The organism is Moritella viscosa (genome assembly GCF_900120065.1).
Taxonomy (GTDB): Bacteria; Pseudomonadota; Gammaproteobacteria; order Enterobacterales; family Moritellaceae; genus Moritella; species Moritella viscosa.
Window position 1 is genome coordinate 1 of record NZ_FPLG01000102.1, and the last position, 25,844, is coordinate 25,844.

General features: G+C 38.0%; 28 protein-coding genes and 1 tRNA gene. 18 read left to right on the plus strand and 11 right to left on the minus strand.

The window, feature by feature from the left end; genetic code table 11:
* Positions 1–102: 102 nt before the first annotated feature.
* Positions 103–178 (plus strand) — tRNA-Lys (locus BT797_RS15760).
* A 203-nt stretch (positions 179–381) separates the two neighbouring features.
* Positions 382–1,389: a quinolinate synthase NadA gene (gene nadA / locus BT797_RS15765; RefSeq protein ID WP_045111135.1), complete on the plus strand. Its 1,008-nt coding sequence runs from the start codon at positions 382–384 to the stop codon at positions 1,387–1,389.
* 81 nt (positions 1,390–1,470) lie between these two features.
* Here the strand turns inward: nadA and BT797_RS15770 are convergent, their stop codons facing one another.
* The 3 genes from BT797_RS15770 to BT797_RS15780 all read right to left on the minus strand — a co-directional run bounded on the left by BT797_RS15770 (position 1,471) and on the right by BT797_RS15780 (position 4,214).
* Positions 1,471–1,860 (minus strand): ComEA family DNA-binding protein, encoded by a 390-nt coding sequence (locus BT797_RS15770; RefSeq protein WP_045111134.1) that lies wholly within the window; start codon positions 1,858–1,860, stop codon positions 1,471–1,473.
* A gap of 246 nt (positions 1,861–2,106) precedes the next feature.
* A complete protein-coding gene (locus BT797_RS15775) occupies positions 2,107–2,652 on the minus strand; it encodes a septation protein A (protein WP_045111133.1) in 546 nt (181 codons plus the stop codon).
* Between the two features lie 113 nt (positions 2,653–2,765).
* Positions 2,766–4,214, minus strand: coding sequence for a peptide MFS transporter (locus BT797_RS15780; protein WP_045111132.1), 1,449 nt, complete (start codon positions 4,212–4,214; stop codon positions 2,766–2,768).
* Between the two features lie 345 nt (positions 4,215–4,559).
* On the opposite strand from BT797_RS15780, the gene rfaH reads away from it, so the two are divergent.
* Positions 4,560–5,084, plus strand: coding sequence for a transcription/translation regulatory transformer protein RfaH (rfaH, locus tag BT797_RS15785; protein WP_045111131.1), 525 nt, complete (start codon positions 4,560–4,562; stop codon positions 5,082–5,084).
* Between the two features lie 60 nt (positions 5,085–5,144).
* On the opposite strand, the gene BT797_RS15790 is transcribed toward rfaH, so the two are convergent.
* Positions 5,145–5,540 carry a type IV pilin protein gene (locus tag BT797_RS15790; RefSeq protein ID WP_280173726.1) on the minus strand — a complete coding sequence of 132 codons (396 nt, stop codon included), beginning with the start codon at positions 5,538–5,540 and terminating at the stop codon, positions 5,145–5,147.
* Between the two features lie 205 nt (positions 5,541–5,745).
* Here BT797_RS15790 and glnS point away from each other — a divergent pair, with 205 nt between their 5' ends.
* Positions 5,746–7,392, plus strand: coding sequence for a glutamine--tRNA ligase (gene glnS / locus BT797_RS15795; protein ID WP_075472720.1), 1,647 nt, complete (start codon positions 5,746–5,748; stop codon positions 7,390–7,392).
* 116 nt (positions 7,393–7,508) lie between these two features.
* Here the strand turns inward: glnS and fur are convergent, their stop codons facing one another.
* Entirely contained in the window at positions 7,509–7,934 is a 426-nt protein-coding gene (fur, locus tag BT797_RS15800) for a ferric iron uptake transcriptional regulator (protein WP_045111128.1), read from the minus strand.
* 181 nt (positions 7,935–8,115) lie between these two features.
* Between fur and BT797_RS15805 the strand changes: the two genes are divergently transcribed.
* Positions 8,116–8,604: a DUF4442 domain-containing protein gene (locus BT797_RS15805; RefSeq protein WP_045111127.1), complete on the plus strand. Its 489-nt coding sequence runs from the start codon at positions 8,116–8,118 to the stop codon at positions 8,602–8,604.
* A gap of 153 nt (positions 8,605–8,757) precedes the next feature.
* On the opposite strand, the gene fldA is transcribed toward BT797_RS15805, so the two are convergent.
* The 4 genes from fldA to BT797_RS15825 all read right to left on the minus strand — a co-directional run bounded on the left by fldA (position 8,758) and on the right by BT797_RS15825 (position 10,680).
* The gene (fldA, locus tag BT797_RS15810; RefSeq protein WP_045111126.1) at positions 8,758–9,285 is read right to left on the minus strand and encodes a flavodoxin FldA; all 528 of its coding nucleotides are present in this window, start codon (positions 9,283–9,285) and stop codon (positions 8,758–8,760) included.
* 32 nt (positions 9,286–9,317) lie between these two features.
* Complete coding sequence (gene ybfE, locus BT797_RS15815; protein ID WP_045111125.1) at positions 9,318–9,590, minus strand: LexA regulated protein; 273 nt, start codon at positions 9,588–9,590, stop codon at positions 9,318–9,320.
* A gap of 72 nt (positions 9,591–9,662) precedes the next feature.
* On the minus strand, positions 9,663–9,842 hold the full coding sequence (locus BT797_RS15820; protein WP_075472722.1) for a DUF2788 domain-containing protein: 180 nt from the start codon (positions 9,840–9,842) through the stop codon (positions 9,663–9,665).
* 70 nt (positions 9,843–9,912) lie between these two features.
* Positions 9,913–10,680: an alpha/beta fold hydrolase gene (locus BT797_RS15825; RefSeq protein WP_075472724.1), complete on the minus strand. Its 768-nt coding sequence runs from the start codon at positions 10,678–10,680 to the stop codon at positions 9,913–9,915.
* A gap of 170 nt (positions 10,681–10,850) precedes the next feature.
* Here BT797_RS15825 and seqA point away from each other — a divergent pair, with 170 nt between their 5' ends.
* The 10 genes from seqA (at position 10,851) to nagZ (ending at position 18,847) form a co-directional block, all read left to right on the plus strand.
* The gene (gene seqA, locus BT797_RS15830; RefSeq protein ID WP_045111122.1) at positions 10,851–11,465 is read left to right on the plus strand and encodes a replication initiation negative regulator SeqA; all 615 of its coding nucleotides are present in this window, start codon (positions 10,851–10,853) and stop codon (positions 11,463–11,465) included.
* 102 nt (positions 11,466–11,567) lie between these two features.
* Positions 11,568–12,587 carry a vitamin B12 ABC transporter permease BtuC gene (gene btuC / locus BT797_RS15835; RefSeq protein ID WP_075472726.1) on the plus strand — a complete coding sequence of 340 codons (1,020 nt, stop codon included), beginning with the start codon at positions 11,568–11,570 and terminating at the stop codon, positions 12,585–12,587.
* Positions 12,588–12,599: 12 nt separating this feature from the next.
* Positions 12,600–13,415 carry an ABC transporter ATP-binding protein gene (locus tag BT797_RS15840; protein ID WP_244534204.1) on the plus strand — a complete coding sequence of 272 codons (816 nt, stop codon included), beginning with the start codon at positions 12,600–12,602 and terminating at the stop codon, positions 13,413–13,415.
* A 34-nt stretch (positions 13,416–13,449) separates the two neighbouring features.
* Positions 13,450–14,394, plus strand: a complete 945-nt coding sequence (locus tag BT797_RS15845) for a pyridoxal-phosphate dependent enzyme (RefSeq protein WP_075472728.1) — start codon at positions 13,450–13,452, stop codon at positions 14,392–14,394.
* 132 nt (positions 14,395–14,526) lie between these two features.
* Positions 14,527–14,919 carry a DUF2750 domain-containing protein gene (locus tag BT797_RS15850; protein WP_045111118.1) on the plus strand — a complete coding sequence of 131 codons (393 nt, stop codon included), beginning with the start codon at positions 14,527–14,529 and terminating at the stop codon, positions 14,917–14,919.
* Between the two features lie 53 nt (positions 14,920–14,972).
* Entirely contained in the window at positions 14,973–15,845 is an 873-nt protein-coding gene (locus BT797_RS15855) for a 6-pyruvoyl trahydropterin synthase family protein (RefSeq protein ID WP_045111117.1), read from the plus strand.
* 225 nt (positions 15,846–16,070) lie between these two features.
* Entirely contained in the window at positions 16,071–16,424 is a 354-nt protein-coding gene (locus BT797_RS15860; RefSeq protein ID WP_045111116.1) for an HIT domain-containing protein, read from the plus strand.
* 49 nt (positions 16,425–16,473) lie between these two features.
* Positions 16,474–16,965 carry a penicillin-binding protein activator LpoB gene (locus BT797_RS15865; protein ID WP_075472730.1) on the plus strand — a complete coding sequence of 164 codons (492 nt, stop codon included), beginning with the start codon at positions 16,474–16,476 and terminating at the stop codon, positions 16,963–16,965.
* Positions 16,962–17,846 (plus strand): phosphotransferase, encoded by an 885-nt coding sequence (locus BT797_RS15870; protein ID WP_075472732.1) that lies wholly within the window; start codon positions 16,962–16,964, stop codon positions 17,844–17,846. The genes BT797_RS15865 and BT797_RS15870 overlap by 4 nt, the downstream gene beginning before the upstream one ends.
* The gene (gene nagZ, locus BT797_RS15875) at positions 17,834–18,847 is read left to right on the plus strand and encodes a beta-N-acetylhexosaminidase (protein ID WP_045111113.1); all 1,014 of its coding nucleotides are present in this window, start codon (positions 17,834–17,836) and stop codon (positions 18,845–18,847) included. Before BT797_RS15870 ends, nagZ begins: the two co-directional genes overlap by 13 nt.
* A gap of 31 nt (positions 18,848–18,878) precedes the next feature.
* Here nagZ and BT797_RS15880 read toward each other — a convergent pair whose 3' ends face one another.
* Both BT797_RS15880 and BT797_RS15885 read right to left on the minus strand, forming a co-directional pair.
* On the minus strand, positions 18,879–20,711 hold the full coding sequence (locus BT797_RS15880) for an ATP-binding protein (RefSeq protein WP_082293719.1): 1,833 nt from the start codon (positions 20,709–20,711) through the stop codon (positions 18,879–18,881).
* Positions 20,708–21,607, minus strand: coding sequence for a PhnD/SsuA/transferrin family substrate-binding protein (locus BT797_RS15885; protein WP_244534205.1), 900 nt, complete (start codon positions 21,605–21,607; stop codon positions 20,708–20,710). The genes BT797_RS15880 and BT797_RS15885 overlap by 4 nt, the downstream gene beginning before the upstream one ends.
* 454 nt (positions 21,608–22,061) lie before the next feature.
* Here BT797_RS15885 and fabB point away from each other — a divergent pair, with 454 nt between their 5' ends.
* The 3 genes from fabB to BT797_RS15900 all read left to right on the plus strand — a co-directional run bounded on the left by fabB (position 22,062) and on the right by BT797_RS15900 (position 25,593).
* Positions 22,062–23,279 carry a beta-ketoacyl-ACP synthase I gene (fabB, locus tag BT797_RS15890; protein ID WP_075472734.1) on the plus strand — a complete coding sequence of 406 codons (1,218 nt, stop codon included), beginning with the start codon at positions 22,062–22,064 and terminating at the stop codon, positions 23,277–23,279.
* Positions 23,280–23,440: 161 nt separating this feature from the next.
* Positions 23,441–24,559 (plus strand): 4-phosphoerythronate dehydrogenase, encoded by a 1,119-nt coding sequence (locus tag BT797_RS15895; protein ID WP_045111111.1) that lies wholly within the window; start codon positions 23,441–23,443, stop codon positions 24,557–24,559.
* Between the two features lie 17 nt (positions 24,560–24,576).
* A complete protein-coding gene (locus tag BT797_RS15900; RefSeq protein WP_075472736.1) occupies positions 24,577–25,593 on the plus strand; it encodes an aspartate-semialdehyde dehydrogenase in 1,017 nt (338 codons plus the stop codon).
* Positions 25,594–25,844: the final 251 nt, after the last annotated feature.

Here is a 25,844-nt window from a genome sequence, read left to right on the forward strand (position 1 = left end):
AAATCCGGCTCCCGCAACCACTTATTTGTGGTGTTATGTCATTAGAACATAATCTACAAGACTTCTATTTAAGGAATCCTTGATAGAAGAAATAAAGTAAAAGGGCTGTTAGCTCAGTTGGTAGAGCAGTTGACTTTTAATCAATTGGTCGAAGGTTCAAATCCTTCACAGCCCACCACTTTATCACTACTTATTTTCGTTAGAATAGAGAAAAGTAGCACCAAGAATAAAACAAAAAAGCCTCGCTAATAGCGAGGCTTTTTTGTATTCGCCGAAAAAAAATCACGCTAAATTACGTTTTCATGACAATGCCATGTATAATGCCCGAAGATATATTTTTTGAGCTCTGAGTAATTAGCTATGATCCCCAATGTAGTAGAAATGGAATACCCATTCCCAAAAAAACCAGTTCCGTTATCGGCACAAGAAAAACTGGACTATAAAGCCCGCATTAAACTGCTTTTAAAAGAAAAAGATGCAGTATTAATTGCACACTATTATACCGATCCTGAAATTCAAGCACTTGCAGAAGAGACTGGCGGTTGTGTTGCTGATTCTTTGGAAATGGCTCGCTTTGGGAATAACCACCCAGCTAAAACGCTAATTATTGCTGGTGTTCGTTTTATGGGTGAAACGGCGAAGATCTTAGCACCAAGCAAACGTATTATTATGCCTGCATTAGATGCAACTTGTTCATTGGACCTTGGCTGTCCTGTTGAAGAATTTTCAGCATTTTGTGATGCACATCCTGATCACACCGTTGTGGTATATGCAAATACGTCAGCTGCCGTTAAAGCACGCGCTGACTGGATTGTAACATCAAGTATTGCATTGGATGTGGTTGATCACCTTGATTGTGATGGTCAAAAATTAATTTGGGGTCCAGATCGCCATTTGGGTGCTTGGATTGAAAAGCAAACTGGCGCTAAAATGGTTCGCTGGCAGGGTGCTTGTATCGTCCATGATGAATTTAAAGCATCTGCATTAAAACGCTTGAAAGAAGAGAACCCTGACGCCGCGATTCTGGTTCATCCTGAATCACCTGCCGATGTAATCGATCTTGCAGATGCGGTTGGTTCAACGAGCCAATTGATTAAAGCAGCAAAAGAACTGCCACAACAAAAACTGATTGTTGCTACGGATAAAGGTATCTTCTTTAAGATGCAACAAGCGTGTCCTGAAAAAGAAATGATAGCGGCTCCAACCGGTGGTAATGGTGCGAGTTGTCGTAGTTGTGCAATGTGTCCTTGGATGGGGATGAATGGCCTACAAACGATTGAAGATTCATTGGTTAATGATGAAGGTCATGAGATTTTCGTTGATGAAGAAATTCGTGTTAAAGCACTTATCCCGTTAAAGCGTATGTTGAACTTTAACGTATCAAACTAAGTGTTTAATAAGCATTAACGAATTAAGCCTGAATGCTATGCTTCAGGCTTTTTTATCGCTAATAATCGTACTGAGAGGTGTTTATAAGTCTGTTACACTAATTTTCCCCACTAACTTTGTAACAGTTACCTTTCCTATACCATTGACTCTCACTAAGTCTGTTATTGTTCTAAATTCCCCGTTACGTTCACGCCATTGGATTATTTGCACAGCTTTATATTTTCCTATGCCAGGTAAAGCAGTAAGCTCTAGCTCATTCGCGGTATTAATATTTAGTGGCATTAATGATGCGTCACGTGAAATTGACGAATGGCTGAGATCAAAAGCTGTCGTTTCTGTTGGGGTGATGAGTACATGCTCATTATTTATATTAGAAAGTGTTTTTACTTGTTCTGCATTTGCTTGAGGTAAAATAAATAAAGGTGCAGTAACTGCGACGTATAGTGCTAAGCGAGTAATTTTTTTCAACATTGATATTCCTTCATAGTCATGATGATATTGTATGTTCAGAATAAAATTGTAGTGTGATTTTACATTGTTGTTACCGCTAAGTAGTTAGTTGTGCGAACTATCACATGCTCATAGACGAAATTATACGGGGGCTCAAATTGTCAGTATTAGGAAAGTAATAGGGATCTGAAAGGGGGGATTGAGAAGAAGCATCGTATTTAATTCATAGGTTTTTAATCAAATACGATACCTGATACTTACTTAAGCTTATTTATTATTGCTGTTTTCTTTAGGCATATAACGGTATAGGTAAATGACTGTTAACACCGTAAAGGCTAACATGATCCCCAGTACGCCAAAGACTTTAAAATCAACCCATAACTCTTCTGACATGTTAAACGCAATGTAATGATTTAAACCAGCAAGCGAGAGAAAGAATATTGCCCATGCTGTATTCACACGTGACCACACAAACTCAGGTAAAACCATTTCTTTACCTAACATCTTTTTAAGTAAATTTTGTTTGAAGGCATATTGGCTAACCAATAAAACAATTGAAAATAGGCAGTAAATAACGGTTACTTTCCATTTAATAAAACTCGAATCTTGCGTAAATAAGGTAATGCCACCAAACACGGTCACCATTGCAAACGTGATTAATTGCATTTTTTCAACTTTACGGTATTTATACCAGCTAAAGAGTAATGTACATGCCGTTACTATGATTAATGCTGCTGTGGCGGAATAAATATCGTACATTTTATAAATAACGAAAAAGACGATCAGGGGAATAAATTCATTAAATTGTTTCATAAAGTTTTGGCTCACGACTAACGATTAACCCAGTTTATCATGAAAATCGCAGATATAAAAAAACAGCCTCATATGAGGCTGTTTTTACATTTCTTTAAATCAGATTTTCAGTGTTAAGCTATTGCTGCAACAGGTTTTTGATTCGTAGTATCTTCTTGCGTAATAACTTGACCTTCTGCACCGTGCATCCAGTAAATCAGCTTGCGTGCAGATGCAAATAGGATCAGAGATGAAATGACAGCTGCTATTGCAATACCGCCAAAGATAGCTATTGGACCTGCTTCTCCGATTTGTGCGCCAATCATACCTGCAACTTTATTTGCAATCGCGTTAAAGCCAAACCATGCGCCCATCATCAGTGATGCCAAGCGTAATGGTGCTAACTTGGTGATCATAGATAGACCGATTGGAGAAAGACACAATTCACCCATAGTATGGAAGAAATATGCACCAATTAACCAGTACATACTTGTTTTAACTGTTAAATCTCCACCTTGCTCTAATGTTGCAAAGATCATGAAAACAAAACCAATCGCCAGCATTAATAATGCCATTGCAAATTTAACGGGTGATGTTGGTTCTTTCGGGCCCATTTTAATCCAAAGCATACTGACGATAGGTGCACAGGTAATAATAAAGAATGGGTTTAGTGATTGGAACCAAGCAACAGGCACTTCGAAATTACCGATCATACGGTCGGTATAATCATTAGCATATAGGTTCATTAGACCACCGGCTTGCTCGAAACCAGCCCAGAAAATGATCACAAATAGGCCCAAGATTAAGATCACTTTAATACGATCCACTTCAACGGCTGTTAAAGTTTGTTTTTTACCTTTGTTTGCAGCCAATTCTTTCTTCGCTGCTGCTTCAATACCAATATTGCCTAGGTATTTATTAGCGAATAATTTTTGTAAGACAACACTTAATACCATCGCGATACCAGCCATTAAGAAGCCATACTTATAATCGCCAGTGTAAACAACGACTGCACCAACGATGATACCAGATAAGAAAGCACCAATATTAATGCCCATGTAGAAGATGGTAAATGCACCATCACGACGATTATCGCCTTCTTCATACAGGTCACCAACCATCGTGGAGATATTAGGTTTGAACATACCATTACCAGCAATAATGAATGCAAGACCAAGATAAAGACTAGCTGTATTGCTTAATGGTAAAATAGAGTCTGGTACAAATAATGCGAATTGGCCTAATGCCATTAATACGCCACCAATTAAAACACTTTTACGTTTCCCTAGGAAGTTATCTGCTAACCAGCCACCAATAAGTGGGGTGATGTATACTAAACCCGTGTATGTACCATAAAGAGAAAGCGCATCTGCTTGGGTCCAACCTAAACCAGGAATACCACCTTGGTAGTTCGGATCGGTTAATAATGCTGCCGCTTGTTGGTCTTGAGTTATTGAAACCAGAAAAAGAACAAGAATTGCACGCATGCCGTAATAACTAAAGCGTTCCATCATTTCTGTACTGAATAAAAGGAATAAACCTTTTGGGTGTCCCATAAATGTATCTGAATTATTAGGATTCATAATATCGCCTGTTTTATATTTGTTTTTATAATTTTATGCTGATAATTGCTCTATTATCAGATTATTCATTCTTTTATATCCCTTTTACTAGTTGTTAACAAGTGTAAAAATCAATTATAAGAGCTCAGTCTACATAATTTTAGTCCTTGTTCAACATTTGTCTTATCAATGTTAACTGCATGTTATTCTTATGGTTATTTATGGTTATTTATGGTTATTTATGGTTATTTATGGTTATTTATGGTTGATATATGTGCATTTAATGCTGATTCTAATTTAGACTTTAATTTAATATTTTTTAACGTAATATTGGATTGTAATCATGGTTAGGATAATCAAGTTTAAATGATGGAAAGTAAAAATGAGTGGTACTTGCTGTACTGCAAAGGAAAGGAAGAAATTAGAGCTCAAACTAATCTTAAAAATCAAGGGATTAAAAGTTTTTATCCAACGATGAAAATGGAAAAAAAAGTACGAAATAAACTTGTATGTAAAGATGTGGTCATTTTTCCTAATTATTTATTTGTTGAAATTGATACGCAGACGGCTAATTTTAATAGTATTCGTTCTACCCGTGGGGTTATTGATTTTGTTAAGTGCGGTGCAAATTATACCAAAGTACCTGATAATTTGGTTGCAGAGCTAAAAGCAAAACAACAATGTCGAGATAAATCTGAAATTGAAGTCACCTTATTTACCGAAGGCGAAAAAGTGATTATTCAGGACGGTGCTTTTAAAGGTATTGAGGCTATTTATCAATGCAAAGATGGATTAGAGCGTTCAATGCTATTGATTAACCTAATTAACAAAACGACGACAATGAGTGTTGCTAACGCTGAAATTAAAAATAAATCAGAAAACCAACAGTAATTCATCGTAAGTTCAGCCTTATTATTTAGATAAGGCTACTTTCTATATATCTTCTTTTTATTACCAGCATACTTTCGGTAATCGCGTTAAATTATGGTCTAAACTCAATTTTCGGCAGTGGCTATCACTGCGCTGATTACCTATCGCTGTCGCAATCACTTGGTACTGATTATTTGCTGTGATCTTTATGCTGTATTGGTAAGTTTCACTACTAAGATCAATCGCTAAATTATGCAATTCAATATATTCGTGATGCCGACTATAATTATCGGTTTCTAATAAGCTAATTGTTGTTAATGTCATTTTGGCTTGATCACGATGTGTTTTTAACGTGTAGTGTTGGTAATTAGGGAGCCCTATACCGGCTAAAATAGCCACGATGGCCATAGTTATAAGCAATTCGATTAATGTAAAGCCGGGTGAAATTGACCATTTATACATACTATTTTCCGCCATTATTAAGTTATCCTGAGTCTAGGTAATAAATCTGCGGCTGGTGACGTTTTAAACAGTGTTGTGATGGTGATTGTATTAAGAGTAAGGTTAATTACCCTTGAACAAGCCAAACTGACCTGCATTAGCATTTAGTTGTTGTGTCTGAGGCAATTTTGATAGATCATTGTTCACTATTTTATTAAAAATTTACTGTTTGAGGTAAGGAATGAGTCAGGCTGAAGTACGCCCAACGAACTTTATTCGTCAGATTATTGATGAAGATTTAAATTCCGGCAAACATACGAATGTGCATACGCGTTTTCCGCCAGAGCCGAACGGCTTTTTGCATATTGGTCATGCCAAATCTATTTGTTTGAACTTTGGTATTGCTGACGATTACCAGGGACAGTGTAATCTACGTTTTGATGATACTAACCCAGAAAAAGAAGACATTGATTACGTTCATGCCATTCAAGAAGACGTAAAGTGGTTAGGTTTTAATTGGGATGGTGAAGTCCGCTACTCATCTAATTACTTTGATAAATTATTTGAGTATGCCGTTGAACTGATTCAAGTGGGTAAAGCTTATGTTTGTTTCTTGAATGCAGAAGAAACACGCGAATACCGTGGTACGCTAAATAAACCGGGTAAAAATAGCCCGTATCGTGAAACGAGCATTGAAGAAAATCTCGCGCTATTTAACAAAATGCGTGATGCTGGTTTTGCTGATGGTGAATGTTGTCTACGTGCAAAAATTGACATGGCGTCATCGTTCATGTGTATGCGTGATCCCGTTATCTATCGTATTAAACGTGCACATCATCACCAAACAGGTGATAAATGGTGCATTTATCCAATGTACGATTTCACGCATTGTATTTCTGATGCGATAGAAGGTATTTCTCACTCTATCTGTACATTAGAATTCCAAGACAACCGTCGTGTTTATGATTGGGTATTAGACAATATCTCAATCGATTGTCGTCCACGTCAATATGAATTTTCACGTTTGAATATTGAATATACGATGATGTCTAAGCGTAAGCTTAATGCATTAGTGACAGAAAACCATGTAAGTGGTTGGGATGATCCACGTATGCCAACAATTGCTGGTTTACGTCGTCGTGGTTATACAGCTGCGTCAATTCGTGAATTTTGTAAACGTATTGGTGTGACTAAACAAATCAATACGATCGAAATGGGGATGCTAGAAGCATGTATCCGTGAAGATCTTGAAGATTCAGCACCACGTGCAATGGCGGTTCTTGATCCGGTTAAATTAGTCATTACTAATTATCCAGAAAATCAAACCGAGCAATTAATTGCTCCTGCGCATCCTAAACTAGATATGGGTTCTCGTACGTTACCATTTAGTCGTGAACTATTTATTGATCGTGCGGATTTCCGTGAAGAAGCGAACAAGAAATATAAACGTTTAGTATTAGGTAAAGAAGTTCGCTTACGCAATGCATACATTGTAAGAGCCGATGCAGTTGTAAAAGATGATACGGGTAATATCATTGAAATTCACTGTACTTACGATGATGAAACACTAGGTAAGAACCCAAGTGATGGTCGTAAAGCGAAAGGTGTTATTCATTGGGTATCAGCTGCTGATGCTGTTGATGCGGAAGTACGTGTTTATGATCGCCTATTTAAAATAGAAGATCCTGCAAGTGTTGAAACATTAGAAGAAGCATTGAATGAAGAGTCATTAGTTGTTATCAAAACAGCTAAAGTTGAACCGGGCCTTGTTGCTGCACAACCTGCAAGCGCATACCAGTTTGAACGTGAAGGTTACTTCTGTGCAGACAGTAAAGATTCAACAGCGGATAAACTTGTATTTAACCGTACAGTATCTTTACGCGGCTAAGTCTTTTTATAGGACTCACGTAACACCAAGGAATAATATTTATTTCTTGGTGTTATTTAAAGGCAAAAAAAAGGAGCTATAGGCTCCTTTTTGTTTATCTACTGTTTAGTGCGTAATTATTTATGATTACACTTGCCATCTAATGAACGGCCATACAAGTATAAACTGTGGGCTTGTAATGTCATATCATTTTCTGCTGCAATGCCACGTTGGCGATCTTCGATCAGGTCATCATGGAATTCAATTACGTGGCCACAGTCAAGGCATACAAGGTGGTCATGGTGGTTTTGAGTTGCAAGCTCAAAAACAGACTTACCGCCTTCAAAATAATGGCGAGTAACAATACCTGCGTCATCAAATTGGTTAAGAACCCGATATACTGTCGCAAGCCCAATTTCCTCACCTTTGCTGAGCAATTGTTTGTATAGTTCTTCGGCACTGGTATGCTGACTGCTAGGGAGTTGTAATAATTCTAAAATTTTGATTCTTGGCAGTGTTATTTTTAATCCTGCTTTTTTTAATGCGGTTTTTCTATCAGTCATAACGTACTCATTTTTAAAATAGAGAAAAGTATATTTTCTTTACATTCTTAACCATTATATGACGAGACGCAAAAACAATAAACCTCATATTTGTTAAAGCGGGATTTAAATACAAAAAATTAAGTGTTAATCTTGCATTCTTCTGGTCTGGTTCGGCCTATTGTTGTTTAGTGGGGATGTAATGCAACAATTATTTAAATATTCAAAAGTGATTCAATCAGGTCTTAATATGTGGCCCCCTTTTCGTGGGGCTGGTATTCGTATTGATGAATTATCAGCGGATTACCTACGTTGTAGCGTATCACTAAAGTTCCGTTGGTGGAACAAGAATGCGAATCGTACTCAGTATGGTGGAAGTATGTTTTCGATGACAGATCCGATTTATCCACTTATGTTCATGGGTATTTTAGGTAAAGAATACGTTGTGTGGGATAAAGCAGCTGAAATTGAATACATTGCACCCGGTAAGGAACGATTACTGGCTGAATTCGAGCTGAGCCCTCAACAGATAGCTGATATTAGAGACGCAACAAAAACGGGTAGGAAAATATTTCCACAGTTTGATGTGTTAATTAAAGATGCAAATGGTACGGAAGTCGCGAAGATAAAACGTACATTATATATTCGTAAAAAAGAAAAGTACTGTTTATCTGAAACTGCGGTCGCATAATAACGCGTTAGTATGGCTGTATTGGAGAAAGGGATAAGTAGAAGTAAAAGGTAAATAACGGTAAAACACCACTTTACCCTTTACTTGATATACCCTCATTATTTTTAGCTGCTGATTATGCAGCTAAAAATTATTAGGGTATAAACTAAAAGATTAGTCTTCTAGTTCTGCAAGACACATTTCGCTGTGGATTTGGTTTACCCAAGCTTCAACACGTTCTGCTGTTAGTTCTGGTTGACGATCTTCATCAATACCTAAACCAACAAAGTGGTTGTCATCTGTGAGTGCTTTCGATGCTTCGAAATCATAACCTTCAGTTGACCATTCACCGATTAATGTACCGCCTTTTGCTTCAACAACGTCACGTAATGTGCCCATTGCATCAAGGAAGTACTCAGCGTAATCTTCTTGGTCACCACAACCAAAGATTGCAACTAGCTTATCAGAAAAATCAATTTCTTCTAGTGAAGGCATAAAATCATCCCAATCACATTGAGATTCGCCATAATACCAAGTTGGAATACCTAAAATTAATAGGCTGAACTCGTTAATATCTGTCGTTGTTGATTTTGCTATATCTTTAACATCAACAAGTTTTTTACCCAGTTGTTTCTGGATCATCTTAGCAACTACTTCAGTGTTACCAGTGTCACTACCAAAAAATAAGCCTACGCTAGCCATTCTTAAATTATCCTAATAGTTTTAATTTAAACTTATTGCGCTATATGTGTTTGCAGTAATTGTTGTATATATTCACTGCGCGTCATATTAGCACTTTTTGCTTTTATATTTAACATATCAAACAAGTCTTGTTCGACCTTTAATTCAATACGTTTGAATCCATTAGCCTTATCTCGGCTTAATTGATTACGTTTATTCTGTTTCAACTGCTCTTTACGTGATAGCGGATTGGTTTTGGGTCTTCCAGCACGCTTTTCTTCAGCAAAAAGGTCAATCGTCGTTCTATCGAAACTTTCCTTTGCCACGTTATATTCGCCATTGCAGTTAATACGATGAAATTATTAAATCTGGGTTTCCCAGACAGTGATCAATACTTCTTAAAAAACAAAACCAGCCATACCAAAGCAGAGTACAAACCAAACAGCCATACGTCCCAACTGAGGTACGTTACCTTTTTTTAGTACGTCGTGAATTGCCATGCCAATTAAGAAAAACAGCACAACAAAGAACAATTTAGTGCCGACAGATTCAATTAAGTCAATGTATTCATACAACATAACAATGTTCACCTAAAGTACGTAACAGTATCTACTTAGAGTACGAATGTGCAAATATATCACAATGTGGCTAATGACTAAATAAAAAATCGACTATTATTTTGTTAAATATCATCGGTTTTTCTGCATGTAACCAGTGCCCAGTGCCTTGTATTAGTTTTGCCTTCGCTTGTGGAAAATATTTAGCGATAGCTGGTTTATGGTCATTGGTTATGTAGTCAGAATTCATGCCTTTAATAAATAGTACTGGTTTATCATACTGTTTATTTATTTCCGGCCAGTCAGAAATAGAATCGTATTGAGAAATAATAGTATCTAGCGCGTAGTGAAAATCAAATCGTCCTTGCTCATTTTTATATAATCCTTTCAATAAAAACTGTTGAACACCTGCTTCTTCTACATATTCGGCAAGCTTTGATTGTGCTTCACTACGTGTGGTAATATCGCCAAGTGGAATGTTTTTTAATCCTGCGAAGACATTATCGTGTCGAGGTGGGTAATTAACTGGTGCAATATCGGCTATCGCTAAACTGGTTACGCGGGTAGGGAAATTAAGCGCTGTTCGCATGGCGATCTTACCACCCATTGAATGACCGACTAGATGCGCCTGTTCGATCGTCAAATGATCCATCAGCTGAATAATATCATTTGCCATATCATCATAATGCATACTATTATGACGCATAGATAGACCATGGTTTCGAACATCAACTGCGATCACTTGATGATCCGTTTTTAATTGTTTAATTAGCATGCCCAAGTTTGTTGCATTGCCAAATAAGCCATGGATAACGATAACAGGATCACCCTGACCGTATATTTTGTGATTAAGTAACATATATCTCTCCGTTATTGTGGCTGATTCTACCGCAATAATTACGTCATTGTCGTGTATGAATTGTTGATAAATGCATCACAGAGGTAATATTTTTTCTATAAGCATAGAGAGAAATCTATTCACAAGGTATAATTAAACTAAATTTATAAGCAAGGATTTACTAGTTAAATATGAAGATGATCGAGCTTGAAGACGACCTATATCGTTATATTGCTAGTCAAACGAAAGATATTGGCGAAAGTGCATCAGATATTTTACGTCGCTTACTTGGTGTACCTGATAGTGACTGTGCAGATTTAACAAATGTTGAAGTATTGCCACAGCCTGTAGAGAACATCAACAGTGAGACTAAGCAAACGGTAACTAATTCACCGGCAGTAGTAGAGCCGACACCTGTATCTGCACCGATTGTTGTAGAGCCTGTGGTTGTCAGCCATTCTACACTGCCAGCCAGTATCGATAAGCTTATTAAAAATAAGAAATTTAAAGAGACGACTGTTTCGGTGACTAAATTTATACAGATATTATCTGTATTATATGCAGAAAACCCGAAAGAGTTTGATAGTGCGACTGATATTAAAGGCCGTAAACGTATTTACTTTGCAAAATCGGAAAGTGAATTGTTAAGTGCTGGTAGTACGACTAAACCTCGCCATATTGAGAATACGCCATATTGGGTTATTACTAACACTAATACGGGGCGTAAACGTAATATCATTACACAACTAATGGCTGAAATGGGCTATACCCATGCGCTGATTGATGCTGTAAGTCAATCAATCTAATTCGCAGCCTTCTGACAGGGTATCTAAAATGTGCTTAAGCTTCACGCTGACATTATTTGAGATACCTTGTCTATTTTATCCTTCTATATCCTTTCTTAAATTATGATCGACCTGCTTAAGCTACAGCGTGCAAGTACACTAAAAAGTCGAAGCACTCTGATATTTTTATTTATTTTTCTTATTGCCGTTATTTTAATTTCGCTTGCCTCTGGCCGTTTCAATATTAGCGTTAATGATATTTTTGATGGTTTATCACCTTTACAGCAACAAGTGTTATTTGATTTACGTTTCCCACGTATTGTAACTGCAATTTTAGTTGGCGCTGCGTTAGCTGTTGCTGGCTGTATCTTGCAAGTGTTACTCGCTAATTCGTTAGCAGAGCCTGGCGTTATCGGCATTTCATCGTTTGCTAGTTTGTTTGCTGTGTTATCTATTGTCTTCCTTGATACTTTGTTCCCACAGTGGGCGGGCCTACAGCATTATATTTTACCATTATCGGCTTTTATCGGGGCAAGCTTAGTCACGTATTTACTTTATCGAGTGACAAAGAATAACTTACCCACCACAAAGATCTTATTACTTGGCGTTGCGATCGGGATCTTTTCTGGTGCCATTATGACTTGGCTGTTGTATTTTTCAGATGACAGTAGCATGCGACAAATGCTGTATTGGATGATGGGTAATTTAGCATATGGATCTGAACTTATTTATATTGCCGTCATTCCTTTGAGTTTTAGTTTTTTGTGGATCATGCGCCGTATTGATGCGCTGAACCTTTTACAGTTTGGTGAGCTGGGTGCCTTTCAATCGGGTATTGATGTTCCTAAATTACGTATTCAGCTTATTTTATGTGTGGCTGTACTCTCCGGAGTGTCTGTATCGATGGCGGGTGTAATTAGTTTTATTGGGTTAGTGATCCCGCATATTTTACGTATATTAGTGACGAGTCAATTACGTTTTCTTGTACCTGCTTCAGCATTGTTGGGGGCGGCTTTTTTATTACTTGCGGATTTAATTGCTCGTAGTATGTTTGCAACCGCGGAGTTACCTGTAGGGGCGATCACGGCAAGCTTAGGCGCCCCTTTTTTCATCTATTTACTGTTGCGAAAGCAAGTAGTATAGCTACATATCATTATGGATAAATTAAAATATACGATGGGGACATCTCCAATATTAACGTTAACCGATGTTAACTATCAGCAGCGATTACATGATATTAATGTATCGATAAATAAAGGGAGCTGTTTGTTTTTATTAGGGCCTAATGGCAGTGGTAAAAGTACATTACTCTCCATCTTAGCTGGTCATGTACAGCCATGTAAAGGTGCTTACTTATTAGCTGAACATTCTATTTCGTCTTATCCTATTGCTAAGTTGGCTCGCCAGCGTGTCTGGTTACCGCAAGTATCTCCGCCACCTTTCGCCATTCCGGTTTATCAGTTTGTTGCTTTGGGTTTACACCCTCTGGGTATTAACCTTGAAGATGAAGAAGCATGTCGGGTGATAAATCAATTATTATCTCGATTAGATATCACCAAGCTGGTTGAGCGTAATTGCGATCAATTGTCGGGTGGTGAATGGCAGCGGGTGCTTATTGCCCGTACATTAGTACAAGTATCACCGTTATTAAATCAACAATCGATTTTATGTTTATTGGATGAACCATTAACAGGGCTTGATTTAAAGCATCAAATTGAAGTGCTACAGATGTTAAGAGAATTTTCAGAACAAGGCGTTACGATCATTGCATCTATCCATGATCTTAATCTCGCTCTTAATCATGCTTCTGAAGTACTGCTATTAAATGCTGGTACCGTTGTTGGGCAGGGCTCTGCGAGTAAAGTGTTAACCGTAGATTCAATTAAACAAGTCTATGATGTTGATACCGAGATGCTGGCTGTTAATGGTCGCCAATTTATTGTTTCTGCAGCACTGCCTGCGTCTGTTTAACTCTTGAATCTAAGTTATAAATGAGGACACAGCCTTGGAATTACGTAATACACCTGTCGATGACATCGAATTTTTAGGTCATCAGGTTTACGTTAAACGTGATGATTTATTAGATGTGGCTTTTAGCGGTAATAAAGCCCGAAAGTTTTATCATTTCTTACAACAAGATTTATCACAGGTTGATATCTTAATTGGCCACGGTTCTGCGCAAGCTAATTCGTTATATTCTTTATCTGTATTAGCTAAATTAAAGCAATGTCAGCTGCACTATTATGTTGATCTCCTACCTCAGTATTTGATTGATAATCCACAAGGTAATTATCGCGCAGCGTTAGCGCAGGGTGCGAATGTTATCGTTGCTGGCTCGAATGGTGAGTCTGTTATTGAGTATATACAGCAACAAGTGCTACCAGGTTTAAAAGCACAAGGTCAGAATGTTGTTTTTATTCCTGAAGGTGGTCGCTGTCAGTATGCGGAAACAGGGTTAAAAATACTAGCCAATGAGATTATGGCGTGGGCTAAATCAAATTCGTATACTGATATTCGTGTTGTGTTGCCTTCTGGTACCGGAACTACGGCACTATTTTTGCAAAAACATTTACCCTTTGAAGTACAGACTTGTGCTTGTGTTGGCGGTGATGATTATTTACAGCAGCAATTTTTTGAATTGTGTGCCGATGAATCATTACACCCAACGATTATCTCTGCAGATAAAAAGTATCATTTTGGTAAACTTTACCTGCCTTTTTATCATATTTGGTCCGAGCTAAAACAAACCACCAATATTGAATTTGATTTACTTTATGACCCGCTGGCTTGGTTATGTTTGCAGCGTGAATTCATCGAAGATAATGCGAATGCTGCGACGCAACTTGAAAGCGCAGATAAACGCCCCATTCTTTATATACATCAAGGCGGATTGCAGGGTAATGAAACCATGATACCGCGTTATTTGCGCAAGCTGGCATTTGTTAAATAAAATCACCTTGTTTAACTTTTACTATTATTATTGGTATTTATTATTGGTATTTATTAGTGTGCAGCGTACAATCTGCTGCTTTATTATAAACATTATTTGAAACTGCCAACGGTGGTTTCTTGAGAGAAGATTATGACATTTAAAATTCATGACAAGCAAACTGCTGAAGCAGTTGAAAAATCACCAGAAGCGCGTTTCAACTATTTCGTTTTTCGTGCGGTTAAGTCTGAAGAAGTGTGGACATTAGCGGATGCTAACGGTTTTGTTGTTAGCGAAGCAGAAGGTGAAAGAAGTATTCCTGTTTGGCCACATGCTGAGTTTGCAAGTGAATGGATCCAAGGCGATTGGTCTGAGTGTCAACCGCTTAAAATTGAGATGGGTGCTTGGCGTAATAGCTGGCTACCAGGTCTTGCTGCTGATGGCGTTGTTATCTCAGTATTTCCAAAAGCAGGTCAAGATGTAGTTGTTGTTGATAGTGAAGAGCTGATTGCTTCATTTAAAGACGAATACGACGCTCAAAAATAGCGCTAATCAATAATATAAATACCTATTTAGTTACCATAAAGGACAAAATTTAGATGAAACTATTCGTCAAAGATCTTACTGTTATTGATTCTTCAGTATTGGATTATTCACGTGGCATTATTGGCCAAAGCTGGTTAGTGGATATTGTTCTGCATGGTGACTTAAATGAACAGAGCATGATCTTAGATTTTGGTATTGTAAAAAAATTGATTAAATCGACTGTTGATGAATTGGTAGATCATAAGTTGATCGTACCTGCTCATGCTAAGTTTTGTGATGTGATGAGCGATGGTGCATTTACGTATGTTGATGCATGGCGTGAACACAGTGAGTCAATTCATTTAGCATGCCCAGATCAAGCATTTGCATTAATCCCGACAGAGCAAATTACGCTGGCAAATTTAGAGATGTATTTAACTGAGCAGCTCATGCTACGTTTACCAAATAACGTGAAAAAGTTAGACGTTAAATTACGTGAAGAAAAAATTGACGGCGCAGAATACTGCTACAGCCATGGTTTACGTAAACATCTTGGTAACTGTCAGCGTATTGCACATGGTCACCGTTCTACAATTGAGATCTTGCGTAATGATGAACGTGATGCTGCGCTTGAAGCGAGTTGGGCTGAGCGTTGGAAAGATATCTATCTGGCTGAACATTGCGATATGGTGTCGGCATCAGAAGTTTCACTTTCTCGCGCGGGTATGGCTGCATTAACGCCTGAGCATTATTGCTTTAAATATCAAGCGCCACAAGGTGAATTCCAACTTGCGATTAGTAAGTCAATTGTTGAAATTATGCCAACAGAAACAACAGTAGAAAATATTGCACAATATATCGCGGATACATTAGCAAAAGATTGTAGCGATCCACTGACTGTATTTGCTTACGAAGGTGTCGGTAAAGGTGCTATTGCTTCAGCTTAATCAACATTAGCAATTTATAATATCTAAATTTAAGCCCATTACAAACTACACTAGATGTAGGGTGTGATGGGCTTTTTTGTCGTTGATGTTTTGCTTTAAGAGCTGTTTTGGTATTGATCATGAAGTAGTTTGAGTATAGATCATGAACTATTACTGATAGTGAGTGTATTTATCTATTTTTTCACATATTATTGAATAACTTAATTTTGTAATGGAGCGAAACAAATGGCGGAAGAAACGATTTTTCGTAAAATAATTGATAAAGAGATCCCTGCGGACATTCTGTATCAAGATGAATTAGTGACTGCATTTCGTGATATTAGTCCAAAAGCATCAACACATGTGCTTATCATTCCCAATAAACTAATCCCGACGGCGAATGATGTATGTGAAGAAGATGAATTAGCATTAGGGCGTCTCTTCATTGTGGCAAGAAAAATTGCGGAACAAGAGGGGATTGCTGAAAATGGCTACCGTCTCATCGTTAATTGTAATAAACATGGCGGACAGGAAGTGTATCATTTACATATGCATCTTGTTGGTGGTGAGCAATTGGGGGCGATGGTAACAACATACTAGTTGTTATTCTCATCTCATAAACTATCAGTAGCTTTGGGAGGAGTGTTAAATGAAATGGATACTCACACTGGTTTATATATTGAGTGCGTTAGTTGTCAGTGGTTGTACATCACAAGCATACCATAGCAGACAAATTATGATGGCTCCTCTTGAAGTAATTATTGAACACCCATTAACAACGCAGGTGCGAACGTTAAGCGGGCAACTATTACGGCAGCCTTATTTTGTTCAAGGTAGCTTTAAGCATGGCCAGCGATTATATATCGCGCTTCCCAATACGATGGTAACCTTGCCGGTTACGCATAATGAATTGCAACGTGCTAGCGCGGAAACATTCTCAGAACCTGATTGGTTTGATATTCAAATTTTAACAGAGCAAGTATCACCGCATAACTCAGGCCTGACTTATTCCGGCTATTCGTTAGTCATTAATATTTCTCAGGCTGAGAATACTAGCGGTAAACATACGTTAAGTATTGAATTGATCAATAACCGTTTTAATACGGTTGAAGCCCAAGTGAGTAGCATCGTCTTTTTATGATTATAATCCCTGAATTTGTTGTGCGTTTTAGCCCTGAGTCATTTTCTTTACAACCTGTTGCAGGTGGTTTAAGTAACCATAATTATCGTTTGGACTTTCAACTACAAAATTTGAGTTATCACTATTTTGTAAGACAATTTTCAGCGGTTTATAATGACATGGATAATCAAGTAGAACACGAGTGTGCAGCGCAAATACAGGCCGCTGCTATTGGTTTATCGCCAAATATTATTGCCCAATATAAGCAAGGTATTATTTGTGATTGGATCACGGGTAAACACTGGGATCTTAATGAACAAGCTAGCGATGAAAATATTGATCAAATAGCAAAATTAGTGGCCACACTTCATCAGCAGCCTTTACCTGCGCATCACCTTAATATGGTTGAACGGCTTCAGCATTATTATCAAACACTCAAAGCCGAATTTAAAACCGCGCAACTCGATCAGCAACTCTCACTTGTGGTAGATTTAATTGAACATCAGTTACCTTTAAATAGACAGGGTTTTTGTCATCACGATATGAACCCATTGAATTTTATTGTGGATGAGCAAGCTAAGTTGTATTTACTGGATTGGGAATTTGCAGCAGCGGGTCATTGTGATTTTGATATTACAACATTATTTCAGACATTTGCCTGGGGTCATTCACAGCAGGTGTTATTTTTAACGTATTACAACCATTATTACCCTGCAGCCAAAGTGACATTAGAACAATTAGCGGTAATGGCGGTTGTGGTCGAAATGATGACTTTATTGTGGTGTATCGTTATGTACCAGCAAGATGAAGATATCACCTATTTAACCCTGTGGCAGCAATCTGAACGTGCTATAGCTGATAAAATTAATAGATTGAATAAGGAGTTGTCGTGGGACCAGTAGTAGTAGATGTTGACGGTTATGAATTAACGGCTGAAGATAAAGAGATTTTAGCGCACCCATTAACCGGTGGCTTGATCTTGTTTAGTCGTAATTATGGTGATCATGCTCAGTTAAATGCATTAATTAAATCAATTCGTAAAACGGCTCATTCACAAATGGTGATAGCGGTTGATCATGAAGGTGGTCGTGTTCAACGTTTTCGTGAGCAGTTTACACGTATTCCTGCTATGGGTAAGATTGCGACGCTATATGCTGATGATCGTGAAACCGCGAAGCAGTTTACTCAGCAGTGTGGCTGGATGTTAGCGGCGGAGTTATTGGCATTTGATATAGATTTAAGTTTTGCGCCGGTACTGGATTTAGAACGCGGTAGTCAAGTTATTGGTGATCGTTCATTCCATGCGGATCCAAGCTGGGTAACCGATCTTTCGACGCAATTATGCGTTGGTATGCACCAGGCTGGTATGAAAACGACAGGTAAACACTTCCCTGGTCATGGTAGTGTGTTAGTTGATTCACATATTGCATTACCGGTTGACGAACGTAGCTTAGCTGACATTACTGCAACGGATCTATTGCCATTTAAGTCCCTTATTGCCAATGCGCAACTTGATGCCATTATGCCTGCCCATGTTATTTATCAGCAAGTTGATACTAAGGCGGCGGGTTTCTCTCAATACTGGTTACAAACGGTATTAAGACAAGAGCTAGGCTTTAAAGGCGCTATTTTTTCTGATGATTTATCGATGCATGGCGCCAGCGTTGCGGGGAATTATTTAGAGCGGGCAGAGCAGGCTATATGGGCTGGGTGTAACTTATTACTTGCGTGTAATGATCGCACAGGTGTTGAAGCTCTATTAGATGGCTTGGATAATAATTTAACAACCGATGATTTTAACCTTAAGCATACGAGTGATTTTTCATTAGCTGAGCTTAAAAATAGTCGCTTATGGCAAGATACAGCTGCATCGATGGCCAAATTTAATCAGCAGTTTAATTAATGAATGTCATTGGTTAGATTGTCGTTAACATTTAATTTAACCAATGTTGTATTTTCTTCATCAACTGGTCTTCCCGAGCCGGTTTCATCAAAAAATCATTCATACCGACTGCAAGGGTATTCTCTCGGTCTTCGGTCGTTGCGTTGGCTGTCATCGCTATAATCGGTGTGTTTACATTCATATTGGAAGGTTGACGTATTCCCTTTGTTGCATCAAACCCATCCATTTCAGGCATTTGTAAATCCATTAATATTAATTTGTATAGTTGTTTCTCGCAAGCTTCAATGGCCAGTAGACCATTACTTGCGACATCCACAGTATAACCAGCCCGTTGTAAAATAGTTTTGGTAATAAATTGATTTGCCTTATTGTCCTCAACGAGGAGTAAGTGAGGTGGGGTGTCTTTTGTGACGACTGGTGTTTGTGGTATTGGTTGTTCAGCGACTGGTGCCGCCGTATTTTCTAGTTTTAATTTAATTTTGAATTCACTGCCTTGATTTAATTGGCTAGTGACTGTGATGTTTCCTTTCATTAACGTAATCAGTTGTTTTGAGATGGCAAGCCCTAAGCCTGAACCACCGTATTCACGTGAAAAAGAGCTATCAGACTGTACGAAATCATCAAAAATATGCTTTAGTTTATGTTCTGATATACCAATACCGCTATCTTTGACGGTGAAACAAAGCTGTGTGTGGTTAGCCTGTTGTATTGCTTCCATCATCACATAGACTTGGCCTTGTTGCGTGAACTTAATCGCATTATTGGTTAAGTTGATGAGAATTTGCGTTAACCTATTATCATCACCGAGTACCCATAACGGCATTTCAGTATTACTGGAATGGCTTAGTATGATGCCTTTTTTTTGTGCTAATGGTTTAAGGACACCTGTTACATCTTGTAATATCTCTTGAATATTAAAAGCGCGATGTTCGAGTTGTAGTTTTCCGGCTTCTATTTTTGACATATCGAGGATGTTGTTTAATAGGTTTAGTAATATATTGGCTGACTTCAGACTCGTATCGATAAAGTGTCGTTGTTCAGTACTCATTTCACTCTTATTTAATAACGACAATGCCCCTAAAATGGCGTGCATTGGGTTTCTTATTTCATGGCTCATGGTGGCGAGAAAGGTTGATTTTGTTGTGTTAGCATTAATGGCCTGTTCTTTTGCTATTTGTAATTGCTGTTCGCGTTGTTTTTGCTTATCAGTAAACTCCTGAATGAGGTCGACAGACTCATTTAAACGGTCTAGCTCATTCGTTGATACTAGCGTGATCTGTTCACCTGTTTGATGAAATTGAGATAACTGTAATAATCGATTATTAATGTTTGTTATTGGCTTTAATACTGAAGAATGCAGTAATAGCGAAATCGCCAGTGCTAAACATAATAATATTAACGCAATGAGTAGACGAATTAAGTTTACATGCTCTCTTATATCTTGTTGCAAGCTAGCAGTACTGACTGCTATTTGCATATAGCCAAACGTTTCACCACCAAAAGTAACGGGCTGCTGAAATTCTTGGTGTTGTAAACTTGCATCTGGCGGCAGTGTTCCCCAAGTGACTAACACTGTATGTAGCTCATTATAAATAGCAAAGAATGCGATATCAGGGTAGTTTGATGATATCTGTAACATGATCGTTTCAAGTAGTGGGATATCTTCTGTGATCAGACTATCAATGGTTGTTGCGGATAAAATATTAAATGTTTGTTGTATTTGTGAGGTTAAATTATTGGTGAGATAGTTATATTCAAAACGTCTGGCTAATTCTCCAGCCGCTAAACTTGTGATAAATGTTATGCACAATGTAGCGACAAGGATCTTGGACCAGAGTGGTAAATGCTTAATTAGTTGGGTCATTTAATTGATCTTGTTTCAAAAAAACGTTTATCTTTCATCGATTGGCGAATAATGTCATAGTCACTGTCATCACCTAATAGAAATCCATTTTTACTCAATGAATTTTTGTATAATGCGTTTGACTCATTACTGGCGATTAATAATGTTGATAAAGCTTGCGCTATTTCATTATTTAATCCTGATCTTGCAACCCAAGGTTTAGTTACATTCGGAAATCGTGCTATTTCACGTAATAATACGCCTTTACTGCGTAGTTTGTTAAATGTGCCTTCTTTTAATGCGCCTGCATCATATCGCCCTGCTGCAACCGATGCACCAACAGCATCATGCCTATCTAAGTAGTCAAACTTGGCCAAATCTTTCGCGTATATATGATGGTCTGCAAGGTAACTTTGTGAAAGATAACGACCAATTGTGGATTGCTCAGACCCAAATGCAAATCGTTTACCGACTAATTGCTCCGGTTTTGTTATTGGACTATCTGTTTGAACGGCAATAATGCCATAGAATAGTTTTTTGCCTCTTTTGGCTTCGATGGCAAGTAGTTGTAAATTGGTATTGGTATTTTTAGCGGTTATATATGACGCTGGACCTAAGCGAGAAAAATCAACTTTTCCAGTGGTAAGTGCATGTACACCATCATTATAGTTACTGGATATATGCATTTTTATATGGACCAGTTGTTTTAGCTTATCTGTCATTTGCGCTTCGAGCGTATTAATAAAAGGGCGGAATTTAGTAACCATAGTTGTCGGTTTATCTGAGGTGTATAGACCAAAGATCAGATTGATTTCAGCACGGCTGGAAAAACTCAATAGCATGATAAAAAAGAATACTAATGAGTGAACAAATATGGATGAAACACCTTGTAAATAAGAACATGGTGGCTTTGTCATATTTAATTCCTTTAATATTATCTATCAAATTGATGTTATAGATGTCACAAAAGTGGTGATAAAAAATGATTACTACTAATGATTGTTTACACTGACTTAAATTGCCAACTTTGCATTTCATTCGAACTGCTGCGCGACTATCATGGTTGTTTAAGCAGCAAAAGTAACAACAATCGCAGATGATTTGATCACAAGCAATTTTTAAGCGGTGACAATCATAGATAGCAATGGGATACTGGATGTTAACGCTTTACTATAATGAAGGTAGATAGGGCAGAGGCTCTCGCTGGGCGTCTAGCAGATTAAGGCTGATTTTTTTAAATATAAAAATAATGAGTCTATAGGCTCAAAATTAATAAAACGGTCATAATTTTATCTGATTATAGGGAAAGCAGACCAGATGACGTTAAAAAATAAGTAAGAATAACGTAATAATTTTATATTAGGGAATATCATGAAAAGAGCGGTTATAACAGGTATCGGTATTGTATCAAGTATCGGTAACAACAAAGCAGAAGTATGTGAGTCACTGAAAGCAGGTAACAGCGGTATTGAATTTGCACCACAATTTGCTGAACAAAACTTACGTAGCCAAGTCTGCGGAACTGTTAATCTTGATCCTAAGGAAATCATTGATCGTAAAGCAATGCGTTTCATGGGTGATGCAGCCGCTTTCAGCTATATTGCAATGCAAGAAGCGATTGATGATTCAGGTTTAACAGAAGAGCAAGTATCTAATGTACGTACTGGCCTTATTGCGGGTTCAGGTGGTGCATCATCAAAGAACGTTGTTGATTCTGTTGATATAGCTCGTAATAAAAGTGTAAAGCGTGTTGGTCCATACATGGTGACTCGTACTATGTCGAGCACGATTTCTGCTTGTCTTGCTACACCATTTAAAATTAAAGGCCCAAGCTATTCTATTACTTCTGCATGCGCAACAAGTGCGCATTGTATTGGCCATGCAGTAGAGCAAATCCAACTGGGTAAACAAGACGTTGTATTCGCTGGTGGCGGTGAAGAAATTGATTGGACTTTAGCTTTAGAGTTCGATGCAATGGGCGCATTATCAACTAAGTATAACGAAATTCCACAACAAGCATCTCGTACATATGACGCAAACCGTGATGGTTTTGTTATCTCTGGTGGTGGCGGTATGGTTGTTGTTGAAGAACTTGAGCATGCACTTGCTCGTGGCGCAACTATCTATGCAGAAATTACCGGTTACGGTGCAACATCAGATGGTTATGACATGGTAGCGCCATCGGGTGAAGGTGCTGTGCGTTGTATGCAACAAGCATTAGAAACAGTAGACGGTGAAATTGATTACCTAAATACACACGGTACATCGACACCTGTAGGCGATACAAAAGAACTTGAAGCTATTCAAGCTGTATTTGGTCATAAGTCACCAAAAATCAGTGCAACAAAATCACTGACTGGCCATGCATTAGGTGCAGCTGGTGTACATGAAGCAATTTATTCATTGATCATGATGGAAAATAGCTTTATCGCTGCAAGTGCAAATATTCAAGAACTTGACGAAAAAGCGAATGGTCTAGATATCGTTTCAGGTCAGGCAATTGATGCAGAACTCACTAACGTAATGTCGAACAGCTTTGGTTTCGGCGGTACGAATGCGACGCTAGTATTTAGTAAATTTACTAAATAATTGTGCATTAAAGTGCTTAAATAAAAACGTTTAAGTGACGGTTCATACAACCGTGATGAAGACAATGTAAGCCCATTTATCAGATTATTGATAAATGGGCTTTTTTTTTATCTTCACAACGCGCAAAATAACCCTAGTCGTATTATTGAGGGAATACTTAAATGAAGATCGTAGTTGATGAAAATATGCCTTATGCAACCGAATTGTTTTCTCAGTTTGGTGAAGTAGTTCCTTTATCTGGCCGTACAATTCAAGCTGAGGATTTACACGATGTAGATGCCTTGATGGTACGTTCAGTCACGCAAGTTAACGACGAGTTACTTGCTCAAGCCAATAGATTAGCCTTTGTGGGAACTGCAACGATTGGTATCGATCATTTAGACCAAGCATGCTTACAACAGCGAAATATTAAATATACCAATGCGCCAGGTTGTAATGCGGTATCTGTTGGTGATTATGTTTGCAGCGCATTATTAGTGTTAGCTGAACTGCAAAGTTTTGTATTAGCGGATAAAAAAATCGCCGTTATTGGTGTTGGTAATACAGGTTCGCAAACGGTCAGTCGACTAACGGCTCTCGGTGCTCAAGTGATGCTATGCGATCCTCCTCGCGTAGAGAAAGAAGGCCTAACGGGGTTTGTTAGTTTAGGACAAGCATTACAAGCGGATATTATTTGTTTACACGTACCATTAGTTAAAACAGGTAATTATCAAACTAAGCATCTATTAACTGCTGAATTACTGGCGGGCATAGCGCCAGACGCGATCCTTGTTAATAGCGGTCGTGGTGATGTGATTGATAATCAGGCTTTATTAGAGCTAAAACAAGCTGGGCACGGGATAACCCTTGTATTGGATGTATGGGAAAACGAACCTACGCCACTGCTCGAACTTATTCCTCATGTTGCTATTGCCACTCCCCATATTGCGGGTTATAGCTTAGAAGGTAAAGCGCGTGGTACAGAGATGATTTATCAGGCGTATGCACAATTTCTAGGTCAGCAAGCTGAACGTACTATTAGTGATATCTTACCTATACCTGCTGTCAGTAGCATTGATATTAACCAAAGTGCAGATCAAACATTCGCTAAAAATTTGGTTCATTTGGTATACGATGTGCGCCGAGACGACGCTATTTTTAGAAAAAACATAATGAGAGCGGGTAGTTTTGATGAAATGCGTAAAAATTATCTCGAAAGAAGAGAATTTTCCTCATTGAGGCTAGTAAATGAGTCACATTATGCGGTAGAGTCATTGTATCAACTTGGGTTTGCCAAATAATTTTTTAGGAGTCGTTGATGAGTCAACTATATGATGTTGCAGTACTAGGAGCAACAGGTGCCGTAGGGCAAATGATGTTGGAAATTTTACAGGAACGTAAATTTCCAATCGGTAATATTTATCCATTAGCAAGTAGCCGTAGTGCTGGTGGTAAAATTACCTTTAATAATAAACAAGTTGAAGTATTAGATGTTGATAATTTCGATTGGACACAAGTTCAAATCGGTTTATTCTCTGCTGGTGGTTCGGTATCAGAAAAATGGGCGCCAATCGCAGCCGATGCGGGTGTAGTTGTTATTGATAACACATCACAGTTCCGTTATGACGAAGATATTCCTCTGGTTGTGCCAGAAGTAAACCCAGAAGCAATTGCGCAATATACAAACCGTGGCATTATCGCAAATCCAAATTGCTCAACAATTCAAATGCTAGTTGCATTAAAGCCTATCCATGATGCAGTGGGTATTTCACGTATTAATGTCGCAACATACCAAGCCGTATCGGGTTCTGGTAAAAGCGCAATTGATGAACTAGCGGGTCAAACTGCAAGTTTATTAAATGCACGTGAAGTAGAAACAAAAGTATATCCTAAGCAGATCGCATTTAACGTGATCCCACAGATTGATGTGTTTACTGAAAATGGCTACACCAAAGAAGAAATGAAAATGGTGTGGGAAACACAGAAAATTTTTGGTGATGAGTACATCATGGTTAACCCAACAGCAGTACGCGTACCGGTATTCTATGGTCACTCAGAAGCTATCCATTTAGAAACACGCACACCGATCAGTGCTGAAGAAGTACGTTCACTGATGCGTCATGCGCCAGGTGTTAAACTGATTGAAAATGAAGAAGACTATCCAACACCAGTGTCTGACTCTGCAGGTCATGATGACGTATTTGTTGGTCGTATTCGTGAAGACATCTCACACGCTAGCGGTATCAACATGTGGGTTGTTGGCGATAACATCCGTAAAGGTGCTGCAACCAACAGTGTACAGATTGCAGAACTATTAATTCGTGATTATCTGTAAGAGTAAGTTTTAGCCCTTGGCTATAAATTTATCTAAATTGCATGTTTAGCACCCAATATTGGGTGCTATTTTTTTTATTTGTATTTTATTTTTCTGATTTATATCATAGTTTCAATTCTCAATTTTTTTTTATTGAAATTAACCATTAGAATAGTTAAGTAGAAGATACCAGTGAATTCATGTGTATACTGATATTTTGTATATGTTATATTAATTTTAAGTGTGTTGGTGTTGTTTCATAGTAAGGGTTA

Bases quoted from the DNA above. Each gene is read 5' to 3' on its own strand.
- BT797_RS15790 (WP_280173726.1), bottom strand. From the start codon at position 5,540: ATGGCGGAAAATAGTATGTATAAATGGTCAATTTCACCCGGCTTTACA.
- BT797_RS15860 (WP_045111116.1), top strand. From the start codon at position 16,071: ATGGCGGAAGAAACGATTTTTCGTAAAATAATTGATAAAGAGATCCCT.
- BT797_RS15900 (WP_075472736.1), top strand. From the start codon at position 24,577: ATGAGTCAACTATATGATGTTGCAGTACTAGGAGCAACAGGTGCCGTA.
- BT797_RS15775 (WP_045111133.1), bottom strand. From the start codon at position 2,652: ATGAAACAATTTAATGAATTTATTCCCCTGATCGTCTTTTTCGTTATT.
- BT797_RS15805 (WP_045111127.1), top strand. From the start codon at position 8,116: ATGCAACAATTATTTAAATATTCAAAAGTGATTCAATCAGGTCTTAAT.
- nadA (WP_045111135.1), top strand. From the start codon at position 382: ATGGAATACCCATTCCCAAAAAAACCAGTTCCGTTATCGGCACAAGAA.
- BT797_RS15880 (WP_082293719.1), bottom strand. From the start codon at position 20,711: ATGACCCAACTAATTAAGCATTTACCACTCTGGTCCAAGATCCTTGTC.
- seqA (WP_045111122.1), top strand. From the start codon at position 10,851: ATGAAGATGATCGAGCTTGAAGACGACCTATATCGTTATATTGCTAGT.
- BT797_RS15870 (WP_075472732.1), top strand. From the start codon at position 16,962: ATGATTATAATCCCTGAATTTGTTGTGCGTTTTAGCCCTGAGTCATTT.
- BT797_RS15825 (WP_075472724.1), bottom strand. From the start codon at position 10,680: ATGTTACTTAATCACAAAATATACGGTCAGGGTGATCCTGTTATCGTT.
- rfaH (WP_045111131.1), top strand. From the start codon at position 4,560: ATGATGGAAAGTAAAAATGAGTGGTACTTGCTGTACTGCAAAGGAAAG.
- BT797_RS15850 (WP_045111118.1), top strand. From the start codon at position 14,527: ATGACATTTAAAATTCATGACAAGCAAACTGCTGAAGCAGTTGAAAAA.
- BT797_RS15840 (WP_244534204.1), top strand. From the start codon at position 12,600: ATGGATAAATTAAAATATACGATGGGGACATCTCCAATATTAACGTTA.
- BT797_RS15855 (WP_045111117.1), top strand. From the start codon at position 14,973: ATGAAACTATTCGTCAAAGATCTTACTGTTATTGATTCTTCAGTATTG.
- glnS (WP_075472720.1), top strand. From the start codon at position 5,746: ATGAGTCAGGCTGAAGTACGCCCAACGAACTTTATTCGTCAGATTATT.
- BT797_RS15780 (WP_045111132.1), bottom strand. From the start codon at position 4,214: ATGAATCCTAATAATTCAGATACATTTATGGGACACCCAAAAGGTTTA.
- BT797_RS15895 (WP_045111111.1), top strand. From the start codon at position 23,441: ATGAAGATCGTAGTTGATGAAAATATGCCTTATGCAACCGAATTGTTT.
- fldA (WP_045111126.1), bottom strand. From the start codon at position 9,285: ATGGCTAGCGTAGGCTTATTTTTTGGTAGTGACACTGGTAACACTGAA.
- BT797_RS15820 (WP_075472722.1), bottom strand. From the start codon at position 9,842: ATGTTGTATGAATACATTGACTTAATTGAATCTGTCGGCACTAAATTG.
- fur (WP_045111128.1), bottom strand. From the start codon at position 7,934: ATGACTGATAGAAAAACCGCATTAAAAAAAGCAGGATTAAAAATAACA.
- btuC (WP_075472726.1), top strand. From the start codon at position 11,568: ATGATCGACCTGCTTAAGCTACAGCGTGCAAGTACACTAAAAAGTCGA.
- BT797_RS15770 (WP_045111134.1), bottom strand. From the start codon at position 1,860: ATGTTGAAAAAAATTACTCGCTTAGCACTATACGTCGCAGTTACTGCA.
- BT797_RS15885 (WP_244534205.1), bottom strand. From the start codon at position 21,607: ATGACAAAGCCACCATGTTCTTATTTACAAGGTGTTTCATCCATATTT.
- fabB (WP_075472734.1), top strand. From the start codon at position 22,062: ATGAAAAGAGCGGTTATAACAGGTATCGGTATTGTATCAAGTATCGGT.
- BT797_RS15865 (WP_075472730.1), top strand. From the start codon at position 16,474: ATGAAATGGATACTCACACTGGTTTATATATTGAGTGCGTTAGTTGTC.